The sequence below is a fragment of the Paenibacillus sp. FSL H8-0122 genome (assembly GCF_038005345.1).
Classification (GTDB): domain Bacteria; phylum Bacillota; class Bacilli; order Paenibacillales; family Paenibacillaceae; genus Paenibacillus_AQ.
Genome location: NZ_JBBOTB010000001.1, coordinates 4,423,766 through 4,448,787, shown reverse-complemented (window position 1 = coordinate 4,448,787; position 25,022 = coordinate 4,423,766). Strand labels below are relative to the sequence as shown.

Sequence of the window (25,022 nt, the reverse complement as noted above, 5' to 3'; positions counted from 1 at the left end):
CGCACGGAGAGGAGAACGGAAGGGAAATGCAGCGACACAAAGCGAGAGCTGGAATACTGTCGGCCATTTTTATGGGACTCGGGCAAATATATAACCGCCAATTCATCAAAGGGCTTATTTTCATAGCTGTAGAGGCTGTGGCACTTATCTATTTCATTAGCAATCTGGGAAGAGCCTTCTGGGGGATCACCACACTCGGGGAATCGCCAAGCCGGCTGGAGAAGGTTAAAGGCATTGCCAAAATGGTTCCCGGGGACCATTCCATCGTCATTCTGATTGAAAGCCTGATCACCCTGCTATTCTTTGTGTTATTCCTGATTCTCTGGTACATGAATATTAGGGATGCCTATAAAATCGGAGCAGAACGCGAAAACGGCCGTCCATCGCATACATTTACACAATCCGTACGTTATATTCTGGATTACAAATTCGCCCAGAGCTTCTTGCTGCTCCCGGGTATGGGCATTCTGTTCTTCACCATTATGCCGATTATCTTTATGATCATGCTGGCTTTTACCAACTATGCTGCACCGAACCACATTCCTCCGGCCAAGCTTGTAGACTGGGTTGGATTCGAGACCTTCCGCAATCTGCTGGTGCTGAAATCCTGGAGCCATACCTTTTACGGTGTACTTACCTGGACGATTATCTGGGCGGTTCTTTCGACTGTAACTACTTATTTCGGCGGGATGCTGGTTGCCCTGCTGATTAACCAAAAAGGTATCCGCTTCAAGGGCATGTGGAGAATGCTCCTGATCATCCCTTATGCCATTCCGCAGATGATCTCGCTCCTCTTGATGCGCAATCTGTTCAACGGGCAGTTCGGCCCGATCAACCAGTATCTTGGGTTTTTCGGACTGCATGGCCTACCTTGGCTGACTGATCCGTTCTGGGCTAAGGTTACGGTTATTGTCGTGAACATGTGGGTCGGTATTCCGGTATCCATGCTGCTGATCATGGGGGTATTGACTACGATTCCGCGTGATATGTATGAGGCGGCTGAGGTGGACGGTGCAACCAACTATCAGAAATTCCGCATCGTCACCCTGCCGATGATTCTTTTCTCTACCGCACCTACGCTGATTATGCAGTTCGCCGGTAACATCAACAACTTCAATGCGATCTTCCTGCTGACGGGAGGGAACCCGGTGAACGGGAACTACCAGTATGCGGGTTCAACGGATCTGCTCGTTACCTGGCTGTATAAGCTGACGCTGGATCAGAACAAGAATAATATGGCGTCGGCGATCGGCATCATTCTGTTCATCATTGTTGCCGGGTTCTCCCTGTACAATTACCGCCGGACCAAATCGTTCCAAGAGGAGGATATGATTCAATGATTATCGGACGCAAAGCTGCGAACTTTATTCGCCTCTGCTTAAGCTATATTGTTCTCGTTGCCCTGGCGGTCGCTGCAATCTATCCGGCACTCTGGATCCTGCTTGCATCCTTCCGTCCGGGTAAATCCCTGTACAGCAAGACGCTGATTCCCGAGACATTCACCCTCGCCCACTATAAGGAGCTGTTCACCTCACCAGTCTATATGTTTGGAACCTGGTATGGGAATACGCTTAAGATTGCGGTGTTCTCGATGCTGATCGGGGTGGTGCTGACGCTGTTGACCAGCTATGCCTTATCCCGGTTCCGGTTCAAAAGCCGCAAGACCACCATGTCCACACTGCTGATTCTCGGGATGTTCCCGGGCTTCATGAGCATGATTGCCATCTATCTGCTGCTGAAGGAGTTCAATTTGCTGGATACTCATCTGGCGCTTATTATCGTATATGCAGCCGGAGCACCGCTCGGAGGGACACTGATCGCCAAGGGCTTCCTGGACACGATTCCGCGTTCGCTGGATGAAGCCGCGCGGATTGACGGGGCGAGCAACTTCGGGATTTTTACCCGGATTATTCTGCCTTTATCCCGTCCGATGATCACTTATATCGCGCTGACCCTGTTTGTCGGCCCGTGGGTCGATTTCATCTTCGCCAAGCTGATTCTGCGGACCAAGGAGAACTGGACGGTCGCCGTGGGGATGTGGGATATGGTCAATACGATGCAGAATTCCAACTTCACCCTGTTCGCGGCGGGAGCCGTGCTGATCTCTGTACCAATTATGATTCTCTTCGCCTTCCTGCAGCGTCTGCTGGTTGACGGTCTGACGGCGGGGGCAAGTAAGGGTTAGGAATTCAGGAAGTTAGAAATATAGGAAGTTGTCCATGTTTGTACGAATAACAGGTGCGGCCTTGAAGCAGTTCTGAGGGGCTGCACCTTTCTTTTGTCGGGAAATCGTGATCTGGATGATAAGGGGAGAATGTAATGCAACGGTGGCGATTCATTAATTTCAGCTCGGTTGGCGTCAAGTTATTCGTAATTCTGTTCTGTACTATTGTCCTGTTGTCCTCAGTTCTAGGCTTAACCTCCTATTATGCGGCAAAAGGGATCATTACCGATGAGGTGGCAGCAGCCTCCTCACAGTCTATTGTCCAGGCGGCGGACAAGCTGGATTTCCTGTTCGCTGAATATGAAGCGCTCTCCAGGCAATTCGCTGTAGATCCGGCGCTAAAGGCTGATATGGAGACGGTTAATCTTCCAACCGCCGGTACGGTTGCGCGGGCAGCCGCAGAGGACCGGATACGCCGCAAGCTGGACTCCGTCAGAGGATCGGATGAGCGGCTGCTTGGTGTCCGGCTGGTCGCAAGAAGCATGGTGGACGCCGAATCCTACAAATCGACGGGCATTAGCGGTGTGCGCAGTGATGAGGGCATCCTTGCCCGGATGAAGGAGATCGATAACGGTAAAGGCAATCCCGTCTGGTTCCCCGTCCGGGCTAGAGGCTTCTTCGACGCGTACAGCGAGTCCGCTATGACGATGGGCCGTCTGCTGCGGAATATTCAGAATCCGGCGGCAGAGTATTACATGCTGATTGAGGTGAAGGGCCGGGCGCTGACGGATGTGCTGTCCAACCTGCATATCGGGCTGGGTGGGGAGATCCGCATCCTCGATTCTTCGGGCCGGGTTGCATACAGTGCTGACGATGCACTGCTCGGGCAGGCTTCTTACATACATAGCGGAGAGTTGAAGTCCGGAACGCAGAAGGGTGAGGAGCAGAAGCTGCCGGGGGCAGGGAAGAGTGAGGAGCAGGAAATGACCGGGCAACGGGAGAATGAGGGACAAGAGCCGGCCGGAGCACCGCAGGGGGAGAGCGGGAAGCGGTCCTTCACGGCCGGGGATGAGCAGGGGAGTCCGCAGCTGGTAGTCTACCAGCCGCTGAGCACAGCGAACTGGACGCTGCTGGGCTATGCGCCGGTGAGTGATTTTACCAAATCTGCCGACAGGCTTCTCTACATAACCTTGCTGGTAGTCTTGGCTGCAGCCTTGATTGCTCTCATCATCGGCTATGTTCTGGTGCGGCTGATCGGCCGTCCGCTTGGCAAGCTGGCCCGGCTGATGGAAGAGGGCGAGCGGGGCAATCTGCAGGTGCGGACCAGCTTCAAGGGCCGGGATGAGATCGGGCGGGTGGGTCACAGCTTCAACCGGATGATGGAGCAGATCTCCCGGATGGCCGGGCAGAGCAGCAGTTCGGCTGCGGAGGTGCTGGCGACCTCGGAGCAGCTCGTTGCCGCTTCCGGCACGATTAGCGGCCAGGCCAGTGAGGTCGCAACTGCCACCGGTGAAATTGCCGGGGGAGCCGCCAGTCTGGCGGCCGAGGCCGAGAGCAGCAATACCAAGGTGGAGCTGATGGGCGGCAAGACCAGTGAAGTAGCGGAGAAGAATGCAGTCATGGCTGCTTCCGCAGAGAAGGTCATGGAGGTCAGTGACCAGGGAGCGGAGCGGATGAAGAAGCTGGTATCGCAGAGTGAGGGTGTGCTGAAGCTGATGGACCTGATTCAGGAGAATTCAGCCATGCTGCGGGATAGCACAGTGCTGATCCGCAGCATCCTCTCCCCGATGATTGCGATGAATAAGCAGACGAATATTCTGGCGCTGAATGCTTCAATTGAAGCCGTGCGCGCTGGCGCCGCCGGGAGAGGCTTCATTGTCATTGCCAATGAGATCAGAGGGCTGGCCAACCAGTCGAGCGAATCGATTGCCTCCGTCTCCAGAATTACTGAGGAGATCGGCAGCCACATCGAGAACACGGTTAAGGTTGTGGGTGAAGCTGCGCCGATGTTTGGCAGCCAGCTGGCCTCGGTCCGGGAATCCTCGCTGATCTTCGAGAGCGTACGGGCCGAGATGGAGGTCTTCAGCGGATACCTGGGCCAGTCCTCGGCGGCTGTCTCGGAGCTGGCCGAATACCAGCAGCAGCTGGGACAATCCATGGCAAGTGTGATCTCGGTAGTGCAGCAGACCAGCGCCTCCACGGAGGAGGTGGCGTCCATGTCCTCACAGCAATTCACGGTCAGCAGGGAGCTGGTCGCCCTCTCGGGCAAGCTGGAGGAGCTGGCGGAGCAGCTGAAGCAGTCGATGATTTCTTTTCAGGGTTAAGGGCTGAAGGGGGATAAAAGGATGAAGGGAGAGTGGTTGTGGAAGCGTATTGCGGGAACCTGCGCTTTTCTATAAGATGGATGAGGTTAGATGCAGGATATCTTGAATACTGAAGGTGATGTCATGGACAAGCATTTATTTCTGAACGGCGGCGGTCCGCCGTTTACCCGTGGTCTGGCACGGAGATTCGTAAGCGTGATGGCAGCAGGACCAGTCGCTGTATTATTTGAAGAAGGTGAAGACTGGCCGGACTATATGGCTGCTTGCATGCAGCCACTGGTTGACGCGGGGATATCCGAGATCCGTTATTTGCCGCTGAAATCCACTGGGGTGAGTACTGCTATAGAGTGCCTCCGGACCTGCGGCGGAATCATCATCGGGGGCGGGGATACGGATCTGTATGCCGACCTGATTGTGGATACCCCTATCGGTGAGGTGATCCGGCAGCGTTATGAGGCGGGAATACCGGTTGCGGGATTCTCGGCAGGAGCGTTGATTAGCCCGGAGCGGTGTGTAATTTCCGCCAAGGATAATGAGAGCAGACAATTCAAACACCGCAAGGGTCTCCATCTGATTCCTGATCTGCTGCTATCCGTCCATTTCACCCAGTGGGATGAGGAGGAGCATTTACGGACAGCGGTCCGTACCCTCGGCGAGCTGCCGAATTACGGAATAGACGAAGAGACCGGCATCTACCTGCTGAACGGACAGCCCGAAGAGATAGAGGGCGGCGGGGTGTATAGTCTGGTGAATGGAATATTGACAAGAATCCACTGAGGATGATGAGCGGGAGCAGAGGGCGCGGGCCTTCTGCTCTTGTTTTTTGCGCCGGGATAAAATGGATAGGTCAGGGGTGTGTGCCGAATGTAATCGGAAACTGATCACAATCGGCTGGCGAGGGGTGCGTGGGCGGAATGTAATCGAAAAACCGATCACAATCGGCTGGCGAGGGGAGTGGTGGCAAAATGTAATCGAAAAACCGATCACATTTTGCTGGTGGTGCGCCGCGTCGGCCAAATGTAATCGAAAAACCGATCACATTTTGCTGGTGAGGGGAGCGTGGGCGAAATGTAATCGAAAAACCGATCACATTTTGCTGGTGAGGGGAGCGTAGGCGGAATGTAATCGGAAAACCGATCACAATGTGTTGGGAGGAGGCATCCGGGCCGGAGGGGTTAACCCGCTGCTTGTCCTGCCTGCGCTCAAGCGATACACTTGTGCTATCGATACTGGCAGAGGGGAGGCGGGCGATGTGGCAGAGATGAACGGGAGTCTTTTTGAGCAGGGATTGCTGGAGAGGGATTACAGTCCGCACTTTCTGGCTTATTACTATAGGCAATGGAGCAATTACGCGATGCCTTACCATCATCACAACTCCACGGAGATCATGTATCTCATCTCAGGCAGCTGTGTAGTGGAGGTGCGGGATGAAGCGGGCGGCGATACGCCCTTCCGGCTGAAGCGGGGAGAGATGATTCTGCTGGATGCGGAGGTGCCGCACCGGCTGATTGTGGAAGAGGGCTCCTCCTGCCGGATGCTAAACGTGGAATTTGCTTTTACCGAATATGGGGGCGTAGTTCCGTCCATTGGCAGCTTGGCCCGGGAGGAAGAGGTGCTGGCAGAGCTGCTTCGGCATCCGTTCGATAGTCTGGTGCTGTCAGATCAGGAGGAGGTCTTCCATGTGCTGAAGGCGCTGGTGCTGGAGCTGGATCAGCGCGGGCGGAAGGGGAGCAGCATGGTGCATCTGCTCTTCGCAGAGCTGCTGCTGCGTCTGGCCCGGCTGCGCATGGAGTCGCTCCCGTCCAGCCAGCAGCCCTCACAGCTCTATGTGCGGCGGGCGATCGAGTTCCTGCATCAGAATTATGACCGGAGCATTCAGGTTAAGGAGGTTGCGCTCTCCGTGAATGTTCACCCGGGTTATCTGCACCGCATCTTCAGGACGCACACGGGGCAGACCCTGACGGACTACTTGAACCAGCTGCGTATGGAGAAGGCCCGGATGCTGCTGGGTCAGGGGGAGATTCCGGTAGCGGAGATTGCCGACTATGTGGGGATCAGCAGCAGGCAGTATTTTCATCTGCTATTCAAGAAGTATTCAGGCTGTACTCCTATCGAATACCGCAACGCTATCGAACGCCACTACTGGAGTGAAGGATAGTTTCGTGTTCAACCCTGGAGGGGTATGGTATGGAGAAAGTTAGGATTGTTGACAGGTTACCCGCAAAATGGTCATGATATTGGTTACGCTTCCGGCAGTCCCCTTGTTACAATGGACAGGAGTCAATAATTCATTGCCGGAGGATGATTATTATGTCTTTTAAAGTAACTTTTATCGGGGCGGGCAGTATCGGATTCACCCGCGGACTGCTGCGTGACCTGCTGACTGTGCCGGAATTCCGTAATATCGAAGTTTCGTTCATGGATATAAACAGCCATAACCTGGACATGGTCACTGAGCTGTGCCAGCGGGATATTAAGGAGAATGGTCTGGATATCACTATCTCTTCCACGACGGACCGCAGGGAAGCGCTCAAGGATGCCAAGTACGTATTTTGTACTATCCGTATGGGGGGCTTGGAGGCCTTCGCTACCGATGTGGATATTCCACTTAAGTATGGCGTGGATCAGTGTGTAGGAGATACGCTGTGTGCAGGCGGGATTATGTACGGGCAGCGCGGGATTGCGGAGATGCTGGAGATCTGCCGTGATATCCGTGAGACAGCTGCTCCGGATGTGCTTCTGCTGAATTACTCGAACCCGATGGCTATGCTGACCTGGGCCTGCAATAAATACGGCGGGGTGCAGACCATCGGGCTGTGCCATGGCGTGCAGCATGGGCATTCGCAGATCGCTCAGGTGTACGGCCTGGAGAAGTCGCAGGTGGATATTATCTGTGCCGGAATCAATCACCAGACCTGGTACATCTCTGCGAAGCATGAGGGCAAGGATCTGACGGCGGGTCTGCTTGAGGCCTTCGAGAAGCATCCCGAGTACAGCCGCACCGAGAAGGTGCGGATCGATATGCTCCGCCGCTTCGGCTATTACAGCACGGAATCGAACGGACACCTGAGCGAATATGTGCCCTGGTACCGCAAGCGCCCGAGCGAGATCATGGACTGGATCGATCTGGGCGTATGGATCAACGGGGAGACGGGCGGCTACCTGCGGGTCTGTACGGAAGGCCGCAACTGGTTCGAGACGGATTTCCCGAACTGGATGAAGGACCCGGCGCTGGAGTACATCCCGGAGAAGCGGGGAGAGGAGCACGGCTCGTATATCATCGAAGGGCTGGAGACAGGACGCGTCTACAGAGGTCACTTCAACATGGTGAATAACGGCGTCATCTCCAATCTGCCGGATGATGCCATTATTGAAGCGCCGGGCTACGTGGACCGTAACGGCATCTCGATGCCGCTGGTCGGCGACCTGCCGCTCGGCCTGGCGGCCGTCTGCAACGTCAGCATTTCCGTGCAGCGCCTGGCGGTGGAAGCGGCTGTGCATGGCGACGACAAGCTGCTGCGCCAGGCGTTCATGATGGACCCGCTGGTCGGCGCCGTCTGCAATCCGAAGGAAATCTGGCAGATGGTTGACGAGATGCTGGTGGCCGGAGAACAGTGGCTGCCGCAGTACGGTTCAGCCATTGCTGAAGCGAAGGAACGCCTTGCCTCCGGTGATCTGATCCCGACGAATGCCGGCAACGAAGGTGCGGCCCGACTGAAGGTGAAGACGGTAGACGAGATGATGCAGGACCGCGAGGCCGCGAACAAGAACGCCGGGGAATCCGACAAGGGCAAGGACAGGGAGAAGGTGCAGTAAGCGGAGGAGACATAAGTCTGGGCGGAGCGGAGAAATATTGGAATGAGGGCTGTCCCAAAAGTCATGATGACTGCTTGGGATAGCCCTTTTTTGGGTAGAGTTGGAAGTGTGCATGAGCGCGTAGGGCCCAGTGTGTGTATGCGAAAAACCGAACACAATTTACTCAGCGTAGGCGCTTGAGTCAGATGTATGCGAAAAACAGCATCCTTTCCCTTAATGGGGGAAATAGGCAGGTGTAACCCCTCACTCCCGAATCAGCTTCTCCTGCTGCAGACGGAGGATCTTGCGGCGGACGGGTATGCTGAGCCAGACGAAGAACAGGCCCAGAATGATAACAGACACTCCCACGATGAGGTTGATTTTGTAGATGTTAGATGAAGTATTCAGCGTAATCAGCATGATATTTAAGGAGCCGATGATCAGCTCCATGAACGCGAGGGACAGATAGACTTTATAGATTCTCTGATAGTGCTTGATCTTGGAGTCTGCATCGGTATAGATCTGGAAGGGGCCTTCTGAGGCCTTCCTTCTGAAGAACACCCAGCGTTGGTTCATAAAGGCACGATTGGCCTTGTTAGGGGTCCCGGACGGCACCCGCTCGGCTCCGGTCTCCTCCATGAATTGCAAGTAGCCTGCCGCCTCCTTCGGGTCCTTCTCCAGCAGCTCAATCCGGTAAATATACTCCCCCTTAGCGCTCTCTTCGAACACATAACGGGCCCAAGAATGCTCCACCAGGGCCAATCCCTTGGCCGACATTTGATTCAGCCACGCTTCTTCCTTCTCGTAATCCATGAAAAATTTGCGCACCACCTTACTCATTACGCTTCGCCTCCCATTAGCTTTCTTCCATTGGTGAGCAACTCGTCAAGCCGGGTCATTTCACTCCGGACTATCGATTTGCCCAGCTCTGTAATCTGATACTCCTTCTTGCGGGAATCTTCTCCGCCAGCCAGCAGCGTGATCCATCCTCGTTCCACAAGTGTGCTTAACGCCCCGTATAACGTGCCTGCACCCAGCTCCACACGCTGATTGCTCAGCAGCTTCACGTTCTGCATAATCCCGTAGCCGTGCATCGGGGTGAGCAGTGACAAGAGGATATAATAGACGCCTTCGGTCAGCGCCCCGTATTCATTGTTGCCGGACAATGCCATCACCTTCCTTATCGCGCATCTTTAAATCTCATTTCACAGACCGGAAATTTCCTTTGTATCATTCGGCGTTATAGCATCTGACGTTATACCATCCATCGTTATATCGTCAACCGATACACTTAGTATATCGGCTGACGATATAATAGTCAATAGACTTTTGCGGCACAATTGGATTCCACATCAAAAATCCCCCGCCCGCCGTTCGCACGGTTTGCAGGGGATCGTCATTACAATATGAATCTGCGCGTAACGCTCGCTCTACGGTCAGTCCGGAGAGCAGGCGCTCAGGCTTCGATTGCCTTTTTGCCGAAAAAAGCCTTCAGCGCCAGATACACTTCCTTCTTATCCTTAATCACATAATGCATGAACTGCTCCTGCTTCAGGTGGCGGTAGGCGGACATCAGGGTGCTGCTGCGGTTGTACTGGTTCACCTCGCCGTAGCCGAACATGTTGCTGCGCTTCAGCAGCTCGCCGATCAGCTTGACGCAGCGCTCATTGTCGGAGGTCAGATTGTCGCCATCCGAGAAGTGGAAGGGATAGATGTTGTACTTGGCAGGCGGATAGCGGCTGTCGATAATCTCCAGTGCTTTCTGATACGCCGAGGAGCAGATCGTCCCCCCGCTCTCGCCCCGGGTGAAGAAGTCATGCTCGCTGACCTCCTTAGCTTCCGTATGATGGGCCAGGAACACAATATCCACCTTCTCATACTGGCGGCGCAGGAAGCGGGTCATCCAGAAGAAGAAGCTGCGGGCGCAGTATTTTTCAAAAGTGCCCATACTGCCCGAGGTGTCCATCATGGCAATAATCACGGCATTCGAGTGAGGGACCGTGATGTCATCCCAGGTTTTGTAACGCAGATCATCGGGGCTGATGCTGTGTATTCCAGGGTTGCCGCTGCTGGCATTGCGCCGCAAATTCTCAAGTAACGTACGTTTTTTGTCGATGTTCGACATCATGCCTTTTTTGCGGATATCGTTGAAGACAATCGATTTGACCTCAATCTCTTCCTTATCCTTCGGCTTCAGATGGGGAAGCTCCATGTCCTGGAACAGTATATCCTCCAGATCCTCCAGATCGACTTCGGCCTCAACGGTATCTGCGCCGGGCTGATCCCCCGCTTTATCCCCTTTGCCCGGCTGGGCCGACTGGGAATCGCGGCCAAGTACATCCCCCACCTGGCTGTCCCCGTCCCCCTGGCCGACATGCTTCTGCTTGCGGAAATTATAGATAATCCGGTATTCATCCAGACTGCGGATCGGCACCTTCACAATCTGCTTGCCGCCCGACAAAATAATATTCTCTTCAGTAACCAGATCGGGCAGGTTGCCCTTGATGGCTTCTCTGACCTTTTGCTGGTGACGCTCCTGATCCTGATGGCCTTTGCGGTGAAGGGACCAGTCTTCTTTGGATACGACAAATGCGTATGGACCGGACGGCTGGGACAAGGATGACCACCTCCCATGGACTGTATTCTTCGGTATTGTCACTACGGAGACTGAGACGAAGCAGCAGGTTGTAACTAAAGTATATTCAGGGAGATGGGGGATATGTGAGCAGTATTATTCACTGATTTCTTCAATGAGCAGCCGATAGCTGTTAGAACGGGCTTCACCGGAGTACCGGCGTCCGTCGATGGTGAACAGATACAGGGCGGCCGTAGAGCCTTGAAGATCCTTGCCCATATAATCCGCATTTATTCTGACAAAATAAGTGAGTGTGACGGTCTGCCCCGCTTCCAGCGTTCCCAGAGCAACTGTTCCGCTATACGGCGTACCGGGCACGGCGATAGCGCTTATGGTAACGATATCGGGATCAATGACGGTACCCTGCGGTACAATTCGGATCACCGAGACCTCAGCCGGATAATTCCCGCTGTTGGACACGTAAATGTTGAATTCAGCTATGCCTCCAGCCTCGACAACGGGCGGCTCTCCCTGAATCTGAATGGAAATGATGGGCGTGAACAGCAACGTGGTCACCGCATTGGAGCGGGAGAGCTGCCCGACATTGCGCCCGTCCGGCAGGGAGAACGTATACTGGACCACTCCCTGATTCTGAATGGCCGGCGTCTGGCGGATATCGGTGGCACCTGGAATAGATACGAGAAAATCTACTGCCACAACAGCACCTGCCCGTAAGGTGCCCAGCGGAATTCCGTCCCCGGGGCGAACGCCCCTCTGGGGAACCCCGTCAATACGGACGCTGTCCCAGACGAACAGTACGCTTGGCGGAATGGCGTCCGTCAGCAGCGCGTTCACCGCCAGATTGCCGCTGTTCTGTACAGTGAACTCGTACCGCAGGTTGTCGCCGGGCGCTGCGCTGTAGAGATCAACCTTCAGCGTTACCGATAATCCGGGCTGGATGACCGTAATCTGAACCGTGTTGCTTGTGGTGGAGGTTCTGTTGTCGTTAGCCTCATAAGAGATCTGTGCATTCGCCAGAATCACCGATCCTGGAGGATTCGAGGTCACCCTAGCGCGGTAGGAGACCTCGGCGGCTGCGCCTGCTGGGAGCGAACCCAGCCCGATGCCTGAAGCCGGGTCGGCCTCAGGCTGATAAATCCCGGCTGCAGTAACACTTCCGGGAAGGAATGAGGTGCCTTCCGGCAGGGGGAGCACAGCAAGGACTCCGGTCAGCGGCAGGGTGCCTTCATTCCTGAGCTGAAGGGTATAGGTGACGACATCCCCAATGAAGGTAGTGGGAGTGCTGGCCGAGAGCAGTGAGGATAACTGGTAAGACAGCAGGGAGACACTGACCGGATTGGAGCGGATCTCCCCGTTCACCGTTCTTCCTTCAGGTGTACTGAAGGAATACGTGCCAACCGCCCTGTTATGCAGCGCGAGTGAAGGCGGAAGCGAGATGACAATGACCTGGAAGGCGATACTGACTCCCGAATGGGGGGCGAGTAGGCCCAGAGGAATGCCGGAAGACGGAGTGACCCCCGGAAGGGGGACTCCGTCTCTAAGCACACTATTGGCAATGAACGAGACGCCTGGGGGAAGCACATCCGTGATGGTGACAACCGCCCCGGTATTGCCGCTATTCCTGGCGGTCACAGTGTAGACGAGCGTCTCTCCCAGGGAGGCGCTCAGGCGGTCTGCTTGCTTCTGCAGCGATAGTACCGGACCTACGACAAGCGTATAGACGGTATTGGAATAGGTAACCGATTCAGTGCCCTCTGCCGAGCTGTACAGAACCATGGACTGATTACTTACGACAGGCTGGAGCCGTGAGCCGTCTGTCATATGACGATGACCTGAACCTGGAAGGTTACCGTTGTGGTCGCTCCCGGGGCGATCGTTCCGATCACGATACCGGTGCCCGGATTGGCTCCGGGACGCGGAGTGCCGTCCACAGTTACGCTGCCAGCAACGAATTGGCTTCCGGCCGGGATCGGGTCAACAAGGACCACATTGTTGACGGGAACAATGCCGTTGTTGGTTACGGCAATCGTATAGGTGATGATATCGCCGACAACCGCGTCGACAGCTGGTGTGCTCTTCACTGCTGTTACATCCGGTGAGGAGACCGGGATGACGAGTGTATTCGATAGTGTAGAGCCTGAGAGCAGACGTCCATCAGGCGGCGTGAAGGTGAAGGTTGCCGCCGCCTGGTTCACCAGCTGCTGCGGTGAAGGCAGGGAAGCGACAGTTACCTGCAGGGTGACTGTCATGGTGACGGTAGCTCCGGCTGCAACGGTGCCAAGATTGATGCCGGTAGTCGGATCTGCACCCGGAACAGGCTGGCCGTTGATCAGGACGCTGTTCGGAATGAATACAGCTCCTGCCGGAATGGAGTCTGTTAAGGTAACAACCGCTGCAAGATTGCCCGTATTCGTCACACTGAGGAAATAAGTGACGGTATCTCCAACTGTGGCATTAGTAGTATCAGCAGATTTCAGGACACCGATAATCGGCTGGAATACCGGGGTAATCAGATTATTGGAATAAGAGGCGCCGGAGAATGCCCCGGAGGTGAAGCTGACCGAAGCCTGATTGTTGAGTGTGGCCGGATTAGGAAGACTGTTGACGAGAATATTGAAGGTGACCTGGACCACTGCGCCAGGGGCGATAGTGCCGAGCGAGATCCCGTTCGCAGGGTTCCCTCCCGGCAGCGGAGTGCCGTCCACGACCACGCTACCGGCTACAAAGGAAGAACCGGCCGGAATCGGATCACTCAGCACCACATTGCTGACCGGGGCAATGCCGCTGTTGGTAACTGTAATACTATACGGAACGGTATCGGTCACTACGGCATCGGTAACAGTGGTGCTCTTGACCACAAGTACATTCGGCGAAGATACGGAAATCTGGTTGATGTTCGAGCTGGCCGACTGGTTGAAGACGCGTCCGTCAGGCAGCGTATAGTTGAAGGCGATAATGGCCTGATTGCTGAGCTGCTGGCTGGCTGGCAGCGTGTCGATCACCACAGAGAATAGTACGGCCAGTGATGCACCGGCTGCAACACTGCCCAGAGGGATTCCGGTAGCGGGATCTGCACCCGGAGCAGGGAAGCCGTTAATCAGCACACTGTTCGGAACCAGAGTTGTACCTGCGGGAATGGTATCAGTCAGCGTGGCCGATGCCGCATAGTTCCCTGAATTGCTGACATTGACGGTATAGACAATGGTATCGCCTACCGTTGCATTCTGAGAGCTGGAGCTCTTGGCTGCAGCGATAACCGGCTGGAAGACCGGAGTGGTCACAATGTTCGAGAAGGCTACACTGGACAGGGCGCCGGAAGTGAAGCTGACGGATGACTGATTGTTCAGTACACCTGAAGCCGGCAGAGAAGTAACCGTTACGTTAAAAGCCACCGTTACAGAAGCGCCCGGAGCGATGCTGCCTATGGTCACCCCGGTAGCCGGTGAAGAAGCAGGTCGGGACACGCCGTCTACGAGCACACTGCCCGGAACAAAGGAGGTACCGGCAGGCAGAGCATCTGTGAATACCACATTATTAACCGTAGCAATACCGTTATTGGTCAGGGTTACGGAATAAGTGATGGTGTCGCCCACATGGGTTGCGGTGGTTGCGGTGGTTTTGACGACAGCCAGATTCGGGTTCGAGACAGGGATGGTCAGGGTGTTGGTGAGCACCGACCCTCCCAGGGTTCTTCCGTCAGGCAAGGTGAAGCTGTAAGCAACCGTTCCCTGATTCACCAGCAGCTGCGGCGATGGCAGTGAAGTGATCACCACCGAGAACGAGACAGCTACAGTCGCCCCCGGAGCGATAGTTCCGGCAGCAATTCCTGTGGAGGGATTAGCCTGCGGCAGAGGCAGCCCGCCAATCAGCACGCTATTGTCTACAAAGGTGGTGCCGGCCGGAATATTGTCCGTAACCGTCAGGCTTGCTCCATAGTTGCCTGTATTGGTGACATTTATGGTGTAGGTTACGGTATCGCCGACCGTTGCATTTGCAGTATTTGCAGTTTTGGAAGCGGCGATATTCGGCTGGAAGACAGGGACTGAGACCGGATTCGAGAAGGTGGAGCCGGTAAAGACACCGGAGGTGTAGGTGACAGTCGCCTGATTATCGATCGCGGCATCCAGAGGCACCGAGGTTACGGTAACGCTGTAGGAGACCACCGTAGAAGCGCCGGAGGCAAGTGTGCCGATAGTGATCCCCGAGGCCGGATTGGCACCCGGGAACAGCACACCGTTCACCGATACACTGCCCGGTACGAAGGCAGCCCCGTCCGGTGTTGGATCACTGAGCACGACATTGTTGACAGGGTCCATCCCGTTATTAGTGATGTTCACGGAGTAGGAAATCGTATCCCCAAGGGCAACGGAAGTGGAGGTTGTGCTCTTCACCACCGCCAGATTGGGGGCGGAGACTGCGATGGTTACGGTGTTGGAGACGGCGCTGCCGCTCAGCAGCCGTCCGTCGTGCGGAGTGAAGGTATAGGTAGAAGCGGCCTGATTGACAAGCTGCTGCGGTGAAGGCAGAGATACGATGAAGACGGTGAAGCTGACGGATACACTTGCCCCGGGAGCGACGGTTCCGACTGTGATTCCGGTATCCGGTGCAGCCCCCGGCTGAGGAAAACCGCCGACAATGACGCTGTTGGGGTCAAAGGTGGTACCGGCCGGAATATTGTCGGTTAACGTGACATTGGCCGCAACATTACCGGTATTGCTGACCAGAATGGTATATATGACCGTATCACCGACTGTAGCGTTCAGGTCATTGGCGCTTTTGACAAGGGAGATCTGCGGCTGTGTGACTGGTGTGGTGGTGACGTTGGACGATGAAGAGCCGGAGAAGACCCCGGAGGTGAAGCTGACGGTGGACTGGTTATTCACCTGTGAAGGAATCGGCATGGTTATTCTCACCTCGAATGTGACGGCAACGGAGGCTCCAGGCCCCAGGCTGCCGATTGGGATGCCGGCGGACGGAACTGACAACGGCTGGGAGACGCCGCCGACAATTACGGTTCCGGGAAGGAAAGCTGTATTCTCTGGCAAGGGATCGCTGAGAATGATGTTGCTGACAGAAGTAATACTGTTATTCGTCAGCACAGAGGTGAAGGTAAGAATGTCTCCGGTGACCGCATCAACGGCATTGACGCTTTTGACAACACTGACATTCGGAGCCGAGACGGGAAACGTAAGTGTGTTCGACACTGTGTTACCCCCGAGCTGACGGCCATCCGGCAGTGTGAAGGTGAATGAGGCGGCGGCCGAATTAAGCAGCTGCTGGTTTGGGGGAAGCGAAGTAACCGTAACAAGGAAGCTGACTACGACACTGTCTCCGGGAGCAAGCGGCCCCACCGGAATGCCAGTTAATGGGCTATACCCGGGCAGGGGGGTCCCGCCTATACTTACGCTGTTGGTCTCGAATACCGTCTGCGGCGGCAGGGCATCGGTCAGATTCAGCATTGCCGCGATATTGCCAGTGTTGCTGGCCAGGATGGAGAAGGAGAGCAGACTGCCGACAGAGGCCTGCGCAGGGCTAGAGCTTTTGACAAGTCCAATGACTGGAATGAAGACCGGGGTAGACACTGTATTGGACAGGGCTGCTCCGCTGAATGATCCGGCCGTAAAGGATGCGCTGGCCCGGTTGCTCAGTTGAGGCGGGCTTGGAATAGAGTTCGCATTAACCTGAAAGGCAACGATGCTTGTGGCGCCCGCAGCAAGTGTTCCGAGAGCAATCCCGGCATTTGGATTGGCAGAGGGTACGGCCGTTCCGTTCACCGTAACAGTTCCTGCTACAAAGGCACTGCCTGCCGGAGCCGGATCAGACAGCACTACATTGTTAACAGCTACGCCGCTGGGGTTGGATACAGAGACGGTGTAGGTAAGATATTCGCCTACAGCCACTGAGGTGAGATTGGCATTTTTGAGAATCGTGATGTTGGGGGCAGAGACTGGAATAGTCACCGTATTGGATACACTTCCGCCGGACAGAGAGCGTCCGCTGGGCAACTGATAGGTATAGCTGCTGCTGCCCTGGTCCGTCAAGGTTGCCGGAGACGGCAGGGATTGGACAGCGGTCAGGAAGGTTACGGTCAAGGCGGCTCCCGGTGCTGCAGACCCGAGCGGGATTCCGCTTACCGGAGAATCTGACGGACGGACCACACCGTTTACGGTGACGCTTCCGGCGACGAAGGCAGACCCGGCAGGGATCGTGTCAGTTAAGGTTACCGTTGCCGCGAGGTTGCCAGTATTTTGTACTTGCAGGGTATACAGAACATTTCCTCCAACCGTGGCGCTGCTTGGGCTGGAGCTTTTGACGATACCGATTATTGGCTGGTACACAGGAGTGAGGATTGTATTGGACTGTGTGATGGCGTTAAAAGTCCCCGAGCTGTAAGAGACCGATGACTGGTTGGCGAGCTGGCCGTTTCCCGGCACAGAGGTGACACTAACCTGGAAGGTTACCGTTACGCTGGTGCCCGGAGCGATAGTACCCACAGATATCCCTGAAGCCGGATCAGCCGAAGGCCGGGCGGTACCCGCCACCACCACGCTTCCGGGCACTAGAGTGCAGCCTGCGGGTATCGGATCAGAGAGCACAACGTTCGTGATGGCGACGATTCCGTTATTAGTAACCACAGACGTATACTGCAGGGTATCGCCTACGGCGGCATCCGGGAAGCTGGCGCTTTTGACAAGGGCAACATTCGGCAGTCTGACCGGTATGGTGAGCGTATTGGAGGCAGCCGTACCGTTCACGGTCCGCCCGTCAGGAACCTGGAAGGTATAGGCGGCTGTAGCCTGGTCCACCAGTTGCGGGGGAGAAGGCAGACTGTTCACCAGTACACGGAACTGGACCGTAGAGCTTCCTCCCGCCGCGATGGTGCCGATGGCGATCCCGGCGGCGGGATTACCCGCCACAGGCGTGCCGTTTACCGTGAAGCTTCCCGGAATATAGGAGCTGCCGGCAGGAATGTTATCCGTGAGCGTAGTAGTGGCGCCGATATTACCGGTGTTGGAGATTTGCAGGGTGTAGAGAATCTGGTCTCCGACCGTTGCGTTGGTCGTATTGGCGCTTTTGACAATGCCGAGAACGGGAGAATATACCGGCAGTGATTGTGTATTGGATGGAATGACTCCGCTGACAATCGGGCCTCCGGCTACACTCTGGAAGGTGAAGGCAGCGTTAGCCGTGTTGGGCACAAATTGCGGATTCGGCAAGGAAGTCACCCTGGCTTGATAAGTCACCGTTATGGAAGTGCCCAGAGCAAGTGAACCCAGCGGGATGCCGGAGGTTATATCATAAGTCGGTCTGGCAACACCGGCTACCACCACGCTTCCTGTGACAAAAGTAAGGCCTGCCGGTAATGCGTCCGACAATACAACACTGGCTGCGCTTGCCGTACCGGTATTGTTGACCGTTACAGTGTAGGTGACCAGATCACCAACGATGGTACCGGCGACATTTGCGCTTTTGGTCAAGGAGATCTTGGGCGCATTGATATCTATTTGCAGCCCGTTGGCGTTAACGACATACGCATCGCCCGATGTAGTCAAGGTCAGGAGAGCAGAGGACTGGTTATTGACCAGGCGTGCAGAGACATCCACATTTGTAATATCCCAGCCCTGCCGCCCGCCGATAATGTTGGAGCCCGGACTGCCGTTGGTCTGGTTACGGGTGCCGAACGTGCCGGTCGTATTCAGATTGCCGGTATCATTGTTAATCTGCGAGGCGAAGAAGTTGCCCGCAAAATTGTTAGGCCCGGAGAGGGCGACTTGAGTGGTGGAGGTAGGGCCGAATAGTGCCTGGTCGCCCGAGCGGTTGGCATCTCCTTCCTGGGCGCTGAACTGGATACGTCCGCCCAGCGCACCGGTGACGGGGGTGGCGAACCCGGTAATCGTCGTAACTACCGGTGCCGAGGAGGCTTGGACAAGGACAGCACCTGCGCGCAGAGACATGTTGCGGAAGGGCAGCGACGGATTCTGGTAGATAACGGCAAGTGTCCAGCCGGCATGGTTGGCAGTGGAATCACCGGGAATTACGATAGTCCCAACTACACCGCCAGTGACATAGGTTCCGGCACCGGAGGCTTGAATGGTGCTGGTGACATTGGCGGAACGGACATATGCGAGTGCACCGCCGCCCAGATCCACCGAATTGGCTGTGGCTGAATCGGGGGTTACAATGACCGTGTTCCCGAGCGGTGTAGTGAAGGATACAGGGTTGTTGATTGCCGCAGTGAGATTGACGGTACCGTTAACATAGGAGCCGCCCCAGATCAGCTCGGCATACAGAACTGTGCTTCCGGCAGGGAGAACCAGAATGGCTGCTGAACTATTGTTCTGATATAGACTGGTAGTGCCGGCAGGGTAAGTGCCGTATACAGAAGCTGTATTAATCGTAGAGAAGCCTCCGATACTGTCCTGTGTACCCGGTACACCGGCAGTTTCAGAGCGGCTTAGTCCCAGCGTGTTGCCAGTGAAAGTGATGGCGCCTGTTGCATTAACCGTAGACCGAACGACTAGAGGAATAATTTTCACCTCCTTTTGAGTAGAAGCTCAGACAGTCAAAAAAAAGCAGACCGGCTCCTGTGTGAGCCGATATGCCATCTTGCTTGTGTTGTATTAGCCTATGTTCCGTTTTGGGCAATCTTGTATGTCCACCCCGAATTTTATAACATATATTTCCTGTTCTGCAGCCGGAGCCGGCGCTCTAGCAGTGCCTGTGGTTCAGGCAGCACCTTCCGGCTCATCGCCTCCAGTTCCTCATCGGTAATCTCCCGCTTAATGACGGCGAAGTGGTACATAATTTCGTGAATGACATTGGACTGCAGCGTCTTCAGAACCTCGAGCTCTTCCGCATCATACAGGTTGTCGTCATACGGATATTGATAGAACAGCTCCATCCGCAGCAGTCTGAAGTCAAACGGCGGCAGCGGCACGGGATAATCCGGGATCTCCGGGCACAGCGGGCTTTGATAGGGCTGGAAGAAGCAGCCGGTGAAATACCGTGGGGTATACTCATCGAACTTTTGCTTAAACATAGGGTTGGAGGCATGCGGGAAGCTATGGGCATAGGGTGAGAGAATACACACGACCGCTTGGTGCGTGCTTATTCTATAAATCTCTGACATCGCTGCAAACAGATCGTTCACGTAAGGCATCACCCGGCTGGCCATAACGAATTCAGCCGTATTGTCGGGCAGGGGGATTCCTTCGCAAATATCGCAGACGATATCCACTCCGGGGTACTGGGTGCGGTCGATTCCCAGATACCCGGACTCTTTGCCGGGGCCGCAGCCGATATCGATTCTCAAGGATACCACTCCTTCAAATGCTGAATAAGGCTCTTCATGTATTGTATTAGTCCGGCGCTTCTGTGCGTACGGCTGATGCCCAGCCCGTAACGGCAAGTTTACACTACCCGGCTTGCTGGGTAATCCTTAGGTAAGGTAAGCAGCACACCACCAACAGAGGAGGTACACATCATGAGACTAGAGCGTACGCTACCCGCTATGACAGCAATCGCTGTATTGATGCTCACCCTGACGGCTTGCGGCGGAAACAGCCCTGCGGAAGCCCCCGGAGAATCGTCCTCAGCAGGCTCATCGGGAATCCCTGTACAGACAGCGGCGGTACCTCTCGCCAGTCCGGTGCTGAAGCCTGGTCCTTCCGCAGCCGCAGAGTCAGAGAAGATCCAGGGCTCAGGCACTTATGTCGGGCAGATGGATACCCATTCCGTGGAGATTGTGACAGAAGAAGGGCCGACGGCCTTTGAACTCGGTGCAGGCACAGCGGATGCACCGGAAGGGCTTGAGATGGATGATCCTGTAGTATTTACTTATGTGGAAAAAATAGTCGGAAAAGATCCTCTAGTGATTCAGCGGGTATTGTCCAGTCTGACAAAAGCGGACTGATTCGGCAGAGTGCCCTGAACCGGACCCGGGCTGCAACAGGCGGAATCCTCCCTGCTGCAGTCTTTTTGCCGCCTTTGGATTTGTCTCCAAAGGTTATTTTTTTGTAACCGGTTCAGAGAGAAACTTTTTCCGCCCGGCTTGCGTCAAAGAGATAGAAATTGAGAATGGTTTCCTATCCGGGAGGGTGAGCTTGTGAAAAAGTTATGGATTTCGATTGTAGCAGGATTATTGGTGTTCCCGATGTTGTTTCAGGCTCCGGCCCAGGCAGCAGCAAAACCCATCAGAGTTATTATTGACGGAGTGACCTTGTCCACTGACCAGCCGCCGGTAATGGTGAACGGACGGACCATGGTTCCGCTGCGGGCTATCTTTGAAGCCTTCAATGCCGACATCAAGTGGAATCAGAAGACACAGACAGTAACAGCTTCCCAGAACGATACAACGATTGTACTGAAGATTGGCTCCAAGATCGCAACCATCAACAACAAGGCAGTCAGTCTGGATGTGCCGGGCCAGAATCTGAAGGGCCGCACAATGGTGCCTACCCGGTTCGTAAGTGAAGCGCTCGGCCGCGAGGTCGGCTGGAATCCGGCTGCGCAGATTGTAACGATCACCACTCCGGTTCCGGTTGGCGGGAATGCGGCTCCGGTATCGGGAGTAGCCGCCCAGGATATCGGCGATTATGGAGACGGCCGGGATCTGCAGGTCAGCTTCAACCGTGCAGCTGACGAGTCGCTGGTGGATCACTACCGCGTACTTATCGCCAAGAGCGGTACCACACTGAATCTGTCGTCTGCACTGGCAGTAGGTTCCTCTAACTATTCCGTTGCTCTGGTAACAGGAGCCAATCCTGTTGTGAAGCTGAACGCTGCCGCCAGAACGATCGACGGTGACCTGATTAAGAATAATCAGGGATATAGCGTATATGTAGTGACAGTCGGCAAAGGCAATAATACCAGTGCCCTCTCCAGTGCAGCTGCCGTTATTACATTGCAGAATAAGGCAGTTCCGGCACTGGGCACCGTCCAGGCAACGGATACCAGTGATTACGGGGATGGCCGGGATCTCTCTGTCAGCTTCAACAAGCTGGCCGATGAGAGTAAGATAAGCTCCTACCGGATCTTCGTAGTCAAAGCGTCCAATTCCACGGTGTTTGACCTGGGCAGAGCCAATGCGGTCTCCATCAGCAATTACACCCAGATCAACAAGACGGGGAACAACATCAGTATGAACCTCTCCTCCGGCTCCAGAGATACAGATGGAGCGCTGATCAAGACGGGTGTCAGCTACCGGGTATACGTACTGGCGGTTGACAGCAGCAATGCTGCGAATAATGTGCTGTCACCTGCTTCGGCGGCCCTTACACTGGCCAATGCAGGGGTATCCAACCTGAATGTGACCGATGTGAACGATTATAATGACGGGCGGGACTTGAAGGTTACCTTCAACCATGCCTCAGACGAGACCAATATCAGCCAGTACCGCATTCTGGTTGTGCCAACGAACTTTTACAGCAGCTTCAGCTTAAATGATGCGAATAATGTATCCAGTGCGAATTATACGGCGGTAAACACATCAGGAACCTATACCGAGCAGATCCTGAATTCCTCCAGCAGAGATGTGCGCGGTTCCCTGATCAGGAACGGAACCAGCTACAAATTGTATGTGCTCGCGGCAGGCAACTGGAACAATTCGGGCTCGAATGTGCTTTCCGCTGCTTCTCCGGCGATTACGCTGGTGAATACCTCCGGCCTCAGTGCTATATCGAATCTAAGTGTGAGTGATGTGAACGATTATGGAGACGGCCGTGATCTGAGAGTATCGTTCAATCATGCCGGAGACGAATCCTACATCAGCCATTACCGGATTCTGGTGGTGCCTATGAATTATTACAACAGCTTCAGCTTGTCGGATGCGAATAATGCGGGGAATTATACAACCGCAGGTACATCCGGGGACAGCACCAATCAGGTGCTCGATGCTTCAGCCAAAGACGTACGCGGTGCAGCCATCAAGCCGGGAGTCAGCTACCGGGTATATGTATTGACGGTCAGAAACGGCAGCTATCAGGGAGCTAATGTATTATCGGAGGGATCGGCAGCCATTACCTTATCGGCTAAGCTTCCCGTCACCTCCGTGACGAATGTGACCTACGGCATGGATAACGGCAAACTTGCGGTTAACTTCACCAAGTCTGCCCGTGAGTCGAATATTTCCGAATACCGGGTATTCGTTGTCCCTTCCAAGCAGAGCTTCGGTACTGCAGAAGCCCTTAGCGTGCAATCGTCTTACTACAGATCAGCAGTCCCTAACGGAAGCAATCTCTCGATAGCGGCTGCAGCCAGAGATATTAACGGTAACCCGATAGTAAAAGGAACCAAGTATAAGGTATACGTGCTTGCGGTAGCCAACAGCTCTGGAGTGCAGAACGGCGGACTGTCCGATTCAAGCGAAGAGTTCGAGATCTAAGCGTCCAGCTCTGTATATAAGGCTCCACAACAAAACACAGCATGTCCCGGTTAGGGGATATGCTGTGTTTGCTGTAGAGCGGGCTATCAGGACGCTCCGGCATTCACCAGAACAACGGATAGCAGAAGCATGAACAGAAGCAGGAAGCCGGCGTTGATGATGGTGCCAATGACAGCAAAAACCTTGCGCCTTCTTCGCAGGGTCAGACCGATAATACCGGTAACCGCCCCGATGATATTCACTGCGACCAGGATCAGCATCGTCAGGCCCAGATACATGATCGTTTCTGCCGAACCGGCAATCAGCATTTTATTCTCATTCATTAGAGAAGCTGCTTGGGCTCCTACATACACGAAAGTAATGGCGTAACAGATCAAGGTAATCAGAGCGATTACGAACGAAGCGATACCGGGGCCCGAGTGTTTATAATCGCGTTTGTTCTCCTGGTAAGCATAATCCGGGTTCATGTCTTGTTCCGAAGAGCCCCATCTTGCAGGCTCGGTTGCTGCGGTGTCCGGTTTGGGAGGTGAATGATAGTCCATTTGGCTGCACTCCTTGGGGTGTAATAGGTTATTACTACCACTTCATCATAACAGCGCTCTAAATGCAAGTCCTCAGGACATACAGCTACAGAATGATGCGGCTGGCAAAAGGCGAAGCTGATTGTTAAGATAGGAGAAGTTCAACTCAGGGAAGGAGCTGTATATCCATGCAACGAAGATGGGTAGGCTGGGGAGCCTTGCTGGGTATGCTGTCTGTTGCCATTGGCGCGTTCGGATCGCATATCCTTAAGCCTGTAATCAGTGAGCACTATCTGCAGGTGTACGAGACGGGCGTACAGTATCATATGTTTCATGCGCTGGCCCTGATACTTATCGGGCTTACCGCTGGGCAGTGGGGCGAAAGTGTCCGTCTGCGCTGGGCAGGGCGGCTGATGGTTGCCGGGGTTGTCCTGTTCTCGGGCAGCCTGTACATCCTCAGTATTTCCGGTGTTAAGGTTCTCGGAGCAATCACTCCGCTGGGAGGCGTATGCTTCATTGCGGGCTGGATCTGCCTGGCCTTGGAGGCCTTCTCGCGCAAGAAGTGAAGTGCGGCAAGAGCTGCGTATTCGCCAAAATAATCGTAAGAGAAAGAAGCACCCGCCCCCGGAACCCGGAGCGGGTGCTTCTGTGTCTTACAGAAATTCATCGATTTCATTAAGCTTGAACGTGTAGACCTGCTTCTCGTCTACATGGTATACACTCAGCGAATTCTCCGTTTCGTCTAAGTTCAGAATACGGCAGGGCATGGATACCTGTTTGCCATGCCGGTTCGCACGCAGCCGGACGAGCTGGTTATTCTGAATGTACTGTCTGATTTTGCCGAATACATCTGCTGGAGTTTCTGCCGGTGCTGCTACAGGCTTCTTAGCTGCGGGCTTCTCCGCAGGCTTGGCTGCCTGAGGGTCTGCCGGCTTCTCCGGCAATTTCACTGGCACCGGAGCAGCTGTGAAGCTGTCATTCTTCAGAGCCATTTTTGCGGACTTCAGCAGATGATCAATGGCTCTTCCAAGCTCCAGCCCGGAGTTGATGTTGAAATCAGTGACTTTGTCGCTTGAATTCAACATTTCAAGCAGGAACTGCAGCGCAAGCGGGTTGGTGCGGGCATTAATCAGGATGTCGACATTGAAAAGATAATTGCCGTCGGTGTGTTGTAGTTTCTTATCCATTAATCCCCCAGCTTAATCGTTAGTCACGATTTCTTTAATTTAAATTAGTGTAT

The 25,022-nt window shown here is 54.7% G+C and carries 17 protein-coding genes; 9 read left to right on the top strand and 8 right to left on the bottom strand.

Translation table 11 applies throughout. The annotated features are described in order from the left end of the window. The first annotated feature begins 26 nt into the window (after positions 1–26). The 6 genes from NSS64_RS19275 (at position 27) to NSS64_RS19250 (ending at position 8,304) form a co-directional block, all read left to right on the top strand. Entirely contained in the window at positions 27–1,340 is a 1,314-nt protein-coding gene (locus NSS64_RS19275; RefSeq protein WP_341141178.1) for a sugar ABC transporter permease, read from the top strand. Then, positions 1,337–2,185, top strand: a complete 849-nt coding sequence (locus NSS64_RS19270; protein WP_340942434.1) for a sugar ABC transporter permease — start codon at positions 1,337–1,339, stop codon at positions 2,183–2,185. Before NSS64_RS19275 ends, NSS64_RS19270 begins: the two co-directional genes overlap by 4 nt. Positions 2,186–2,319: 134 nt before the next feature. Beyond that, positions 2,320–4,488, top strand: a complete 2,169-nt coding sequence (locus tag NSS64_RS19265) for a methyl-accepting chemotaxis protein (RefSeq protein WP_341141177.1) — start codon at positions 2,320–2,322, stop codon at positions 4,486–4,488. 123 nt (positions 4,489–4,611) lie between these two features. Continuing rightward, positions 4,612–5,265: a Type 1 glutamine amidotransferase-like domain-containing protein gene (locus tag NSS64_RS19260; protein ID WP_341141176.1), complete on the top strand. Its 654-nt coding sequence runs from the start codon at positions 4,612–4,614 to the stop codon at positions 5,263–5,265. Between the two features lie 484 nt (positions 5,266–5,749). After that, positions 5,750–6,646, top strand: a complete 897-nt coding sequence (locus NSS64_RS19255) for an AraC family transcriptional regulator (protein ID WP_341142847.1) — start codon at positions 5,750–5,752, stop codon at positions 6,644–6,646. Positions 6,647–6,798: 152 nt separating this feature from the next. Next, positions 6,799–8,304, top strand: a complete 1,506-nt coding sequence (locus tag NSS64_RS19250; RefSeq protein WP_341141175.1) for an alpha-glucosidase/alpha-galactosidase — start codon at positions 6,799–6,801, stop codon at positions 8,302–8,304. Positions 8,305–8,547: 243 nt separating this feature from the next. Here the strand turns inward: NSS64_RS19250 and NSS64_RS19245 are convergent, their stop codons facing one another. The 6 genes from NSS64_RS19245 to NSS64_RS19220 all read right to left on the bottom strand — a co-directional run bounded on the left by NSS64_RS19245 (position 8,548) and on the right by NSS64_RS19220 (position 20,192). Then, positions 8,548–9,123, bottom strand: a complete 576-nt coding sequence (locus tag NSS64_RS19245) for a DUF2812 domain-containing protein (protein ID WP_341141174.1) — start codon at positions 9,121–9,123, stop codon at positions 8,548–8,550. After that, a complete protein-coding gene (locus tag NSS64_RS19240; protein WP_341142846.1) occupies positions 9,123–9,455 on the bottom strand; it encodes a PadR family transcriptional regulator in 333 nt (110 codons plus the stop codon). Before NSS64_RS19240 ends, NSS64_RS19245 begins: the two co-directional genes overlap by 1 nt. A 284-nt stretch (positions 9,456–9,739) precedes the next feature. After that, positions 9,740–10,900 carry a sporulation protein YhbH gene (gene yhbH / locus NSS64_RS19235; protein ID WP_209872814.1) on the bottom strand — a complete coding sequence of 387 codons (1,161 nt, stop codon included), beginning with the start codon at positions 10,898–10,900 and terminating at the stop codon, positions 9,740–9,742. A 114-nt stretch (positions 10,901–11,014) separates the two neighbouring features. Next, entirely contained in the window at positions 11,015–12,700 is a 1,686-nt protein-coding gene (locus NSS64_RS19230) for a hypothetical protein (RefSeq protein ID WP_341141173.1), read from the bottom strand. Continuing rightward, positions 12,697–19,416: a DUF7507 domain-containing protein gene (locus NSS64_RS19225; protein WP_341141172.1), complete on the bottom strand. Its 6,720-nt coding sequence runs from the start codon at positions 19,414–19,416 to the stop codon at positions 12,697–12,699. Before NSS64_RS19225 ends, NSS64_RS19230 begins: the two co-directional genes overlap by 4 nt. A gap of 131 nt (positions 19,417–19,547) precedes the next feature. Beyond that, positions 19,548–20,192 carry a methyltransferase domain-containing protein gene (locus tag NSS64_RS19220; RefSeq protein WP_340942421.1) on the bottom strand — a complete coding sequence of 215 codons (645 nt, stop codon included), beginning with the start codon at positions 20,190–20,192 and terminating at the stop codon, positions 19,548–19,550. A 171-nt stretch (positions 20,193–20,363) separates the two neighbouring features. Here NSS64_RS19220 and NSS64_RS19215 point away from each other — a divergent pair, with 171 nt between their 5' ends. Both NSS64_RS19215 and NSS64_RS19210 read left to right on the top strand, forming a co-directional pair. Next, the gene (locus NSS64_RS19215) at positions 20,364–20,792 is read left to right on the top strand and encodes a hypothetical protein (protein ID WP_341141171.1); all 429 of its coding nucleotides are present in this window, start codon (positions 20,364–20,366) and stop codon (positions 20,790–20,792) included. 192 nt (positions 20,793–20,984) lie between these two features. Continuing rightward, complete coding sequence (locus tag NSS64_RS19210) at positions 20,985–23,261, top strand: copper amine oxidase N-terminal domain-containing protein (protein ID WP_341141170.1); 2,277 nt, start codon at positions 20,985–20,987, stop codon at positions 23,259–23,261. An 86-nt stretch (positions 23,262–23,347) separates the two neighbouring features. Here NSS64_RS19210 and NSS64_RS19205 read toward each other — a convergent pair whose 3' ends face one another. Next, entirely contained in the window at positions 23,348–23,803 is a 456-nt protein-coding gene (locus NSS64_RS19205) for a hypothetical protein (protein WP_340942415.1), read from the bottom strand. Positions 23,804–23,970: 167 nt separating this feature from the next. On the opposite strand from NSS64_RS19205, the gene NSS64_RS19200 reads away from it, so the two are divergent. After that, positions 23,971–24,348: a DUF423 domain-containing protein gene (locus tag NSS64_RS19200; RefSeq protein ID WP_341141169.1), complete on the top strand. Its 378-nt coding sequence runs from the start codon at positions 23,971–23,973 to the stop codon at positions 24,346–24,348. A gap of 87 nt (positions 24,349–24,435) precedes the next feature. Here NSS64_RS19200 and NSS64_RS19195 read toward each other — a convergent pair whose 3' ends face one another. Continuing rightward, on the bottom strand, positions 24,436–24,969 hold the full coding sequence (locus tag NSS64_RS19195; RefSeq protein ID WP_341141168.1) for a hypothetical protein: 534 nt from the start codon (positions 24,967–24,969) through the stop codon (positions 24,436–24,438). Between the last annotated feature and the right edge of the window lie 53 nt (positions 24,970–25,022).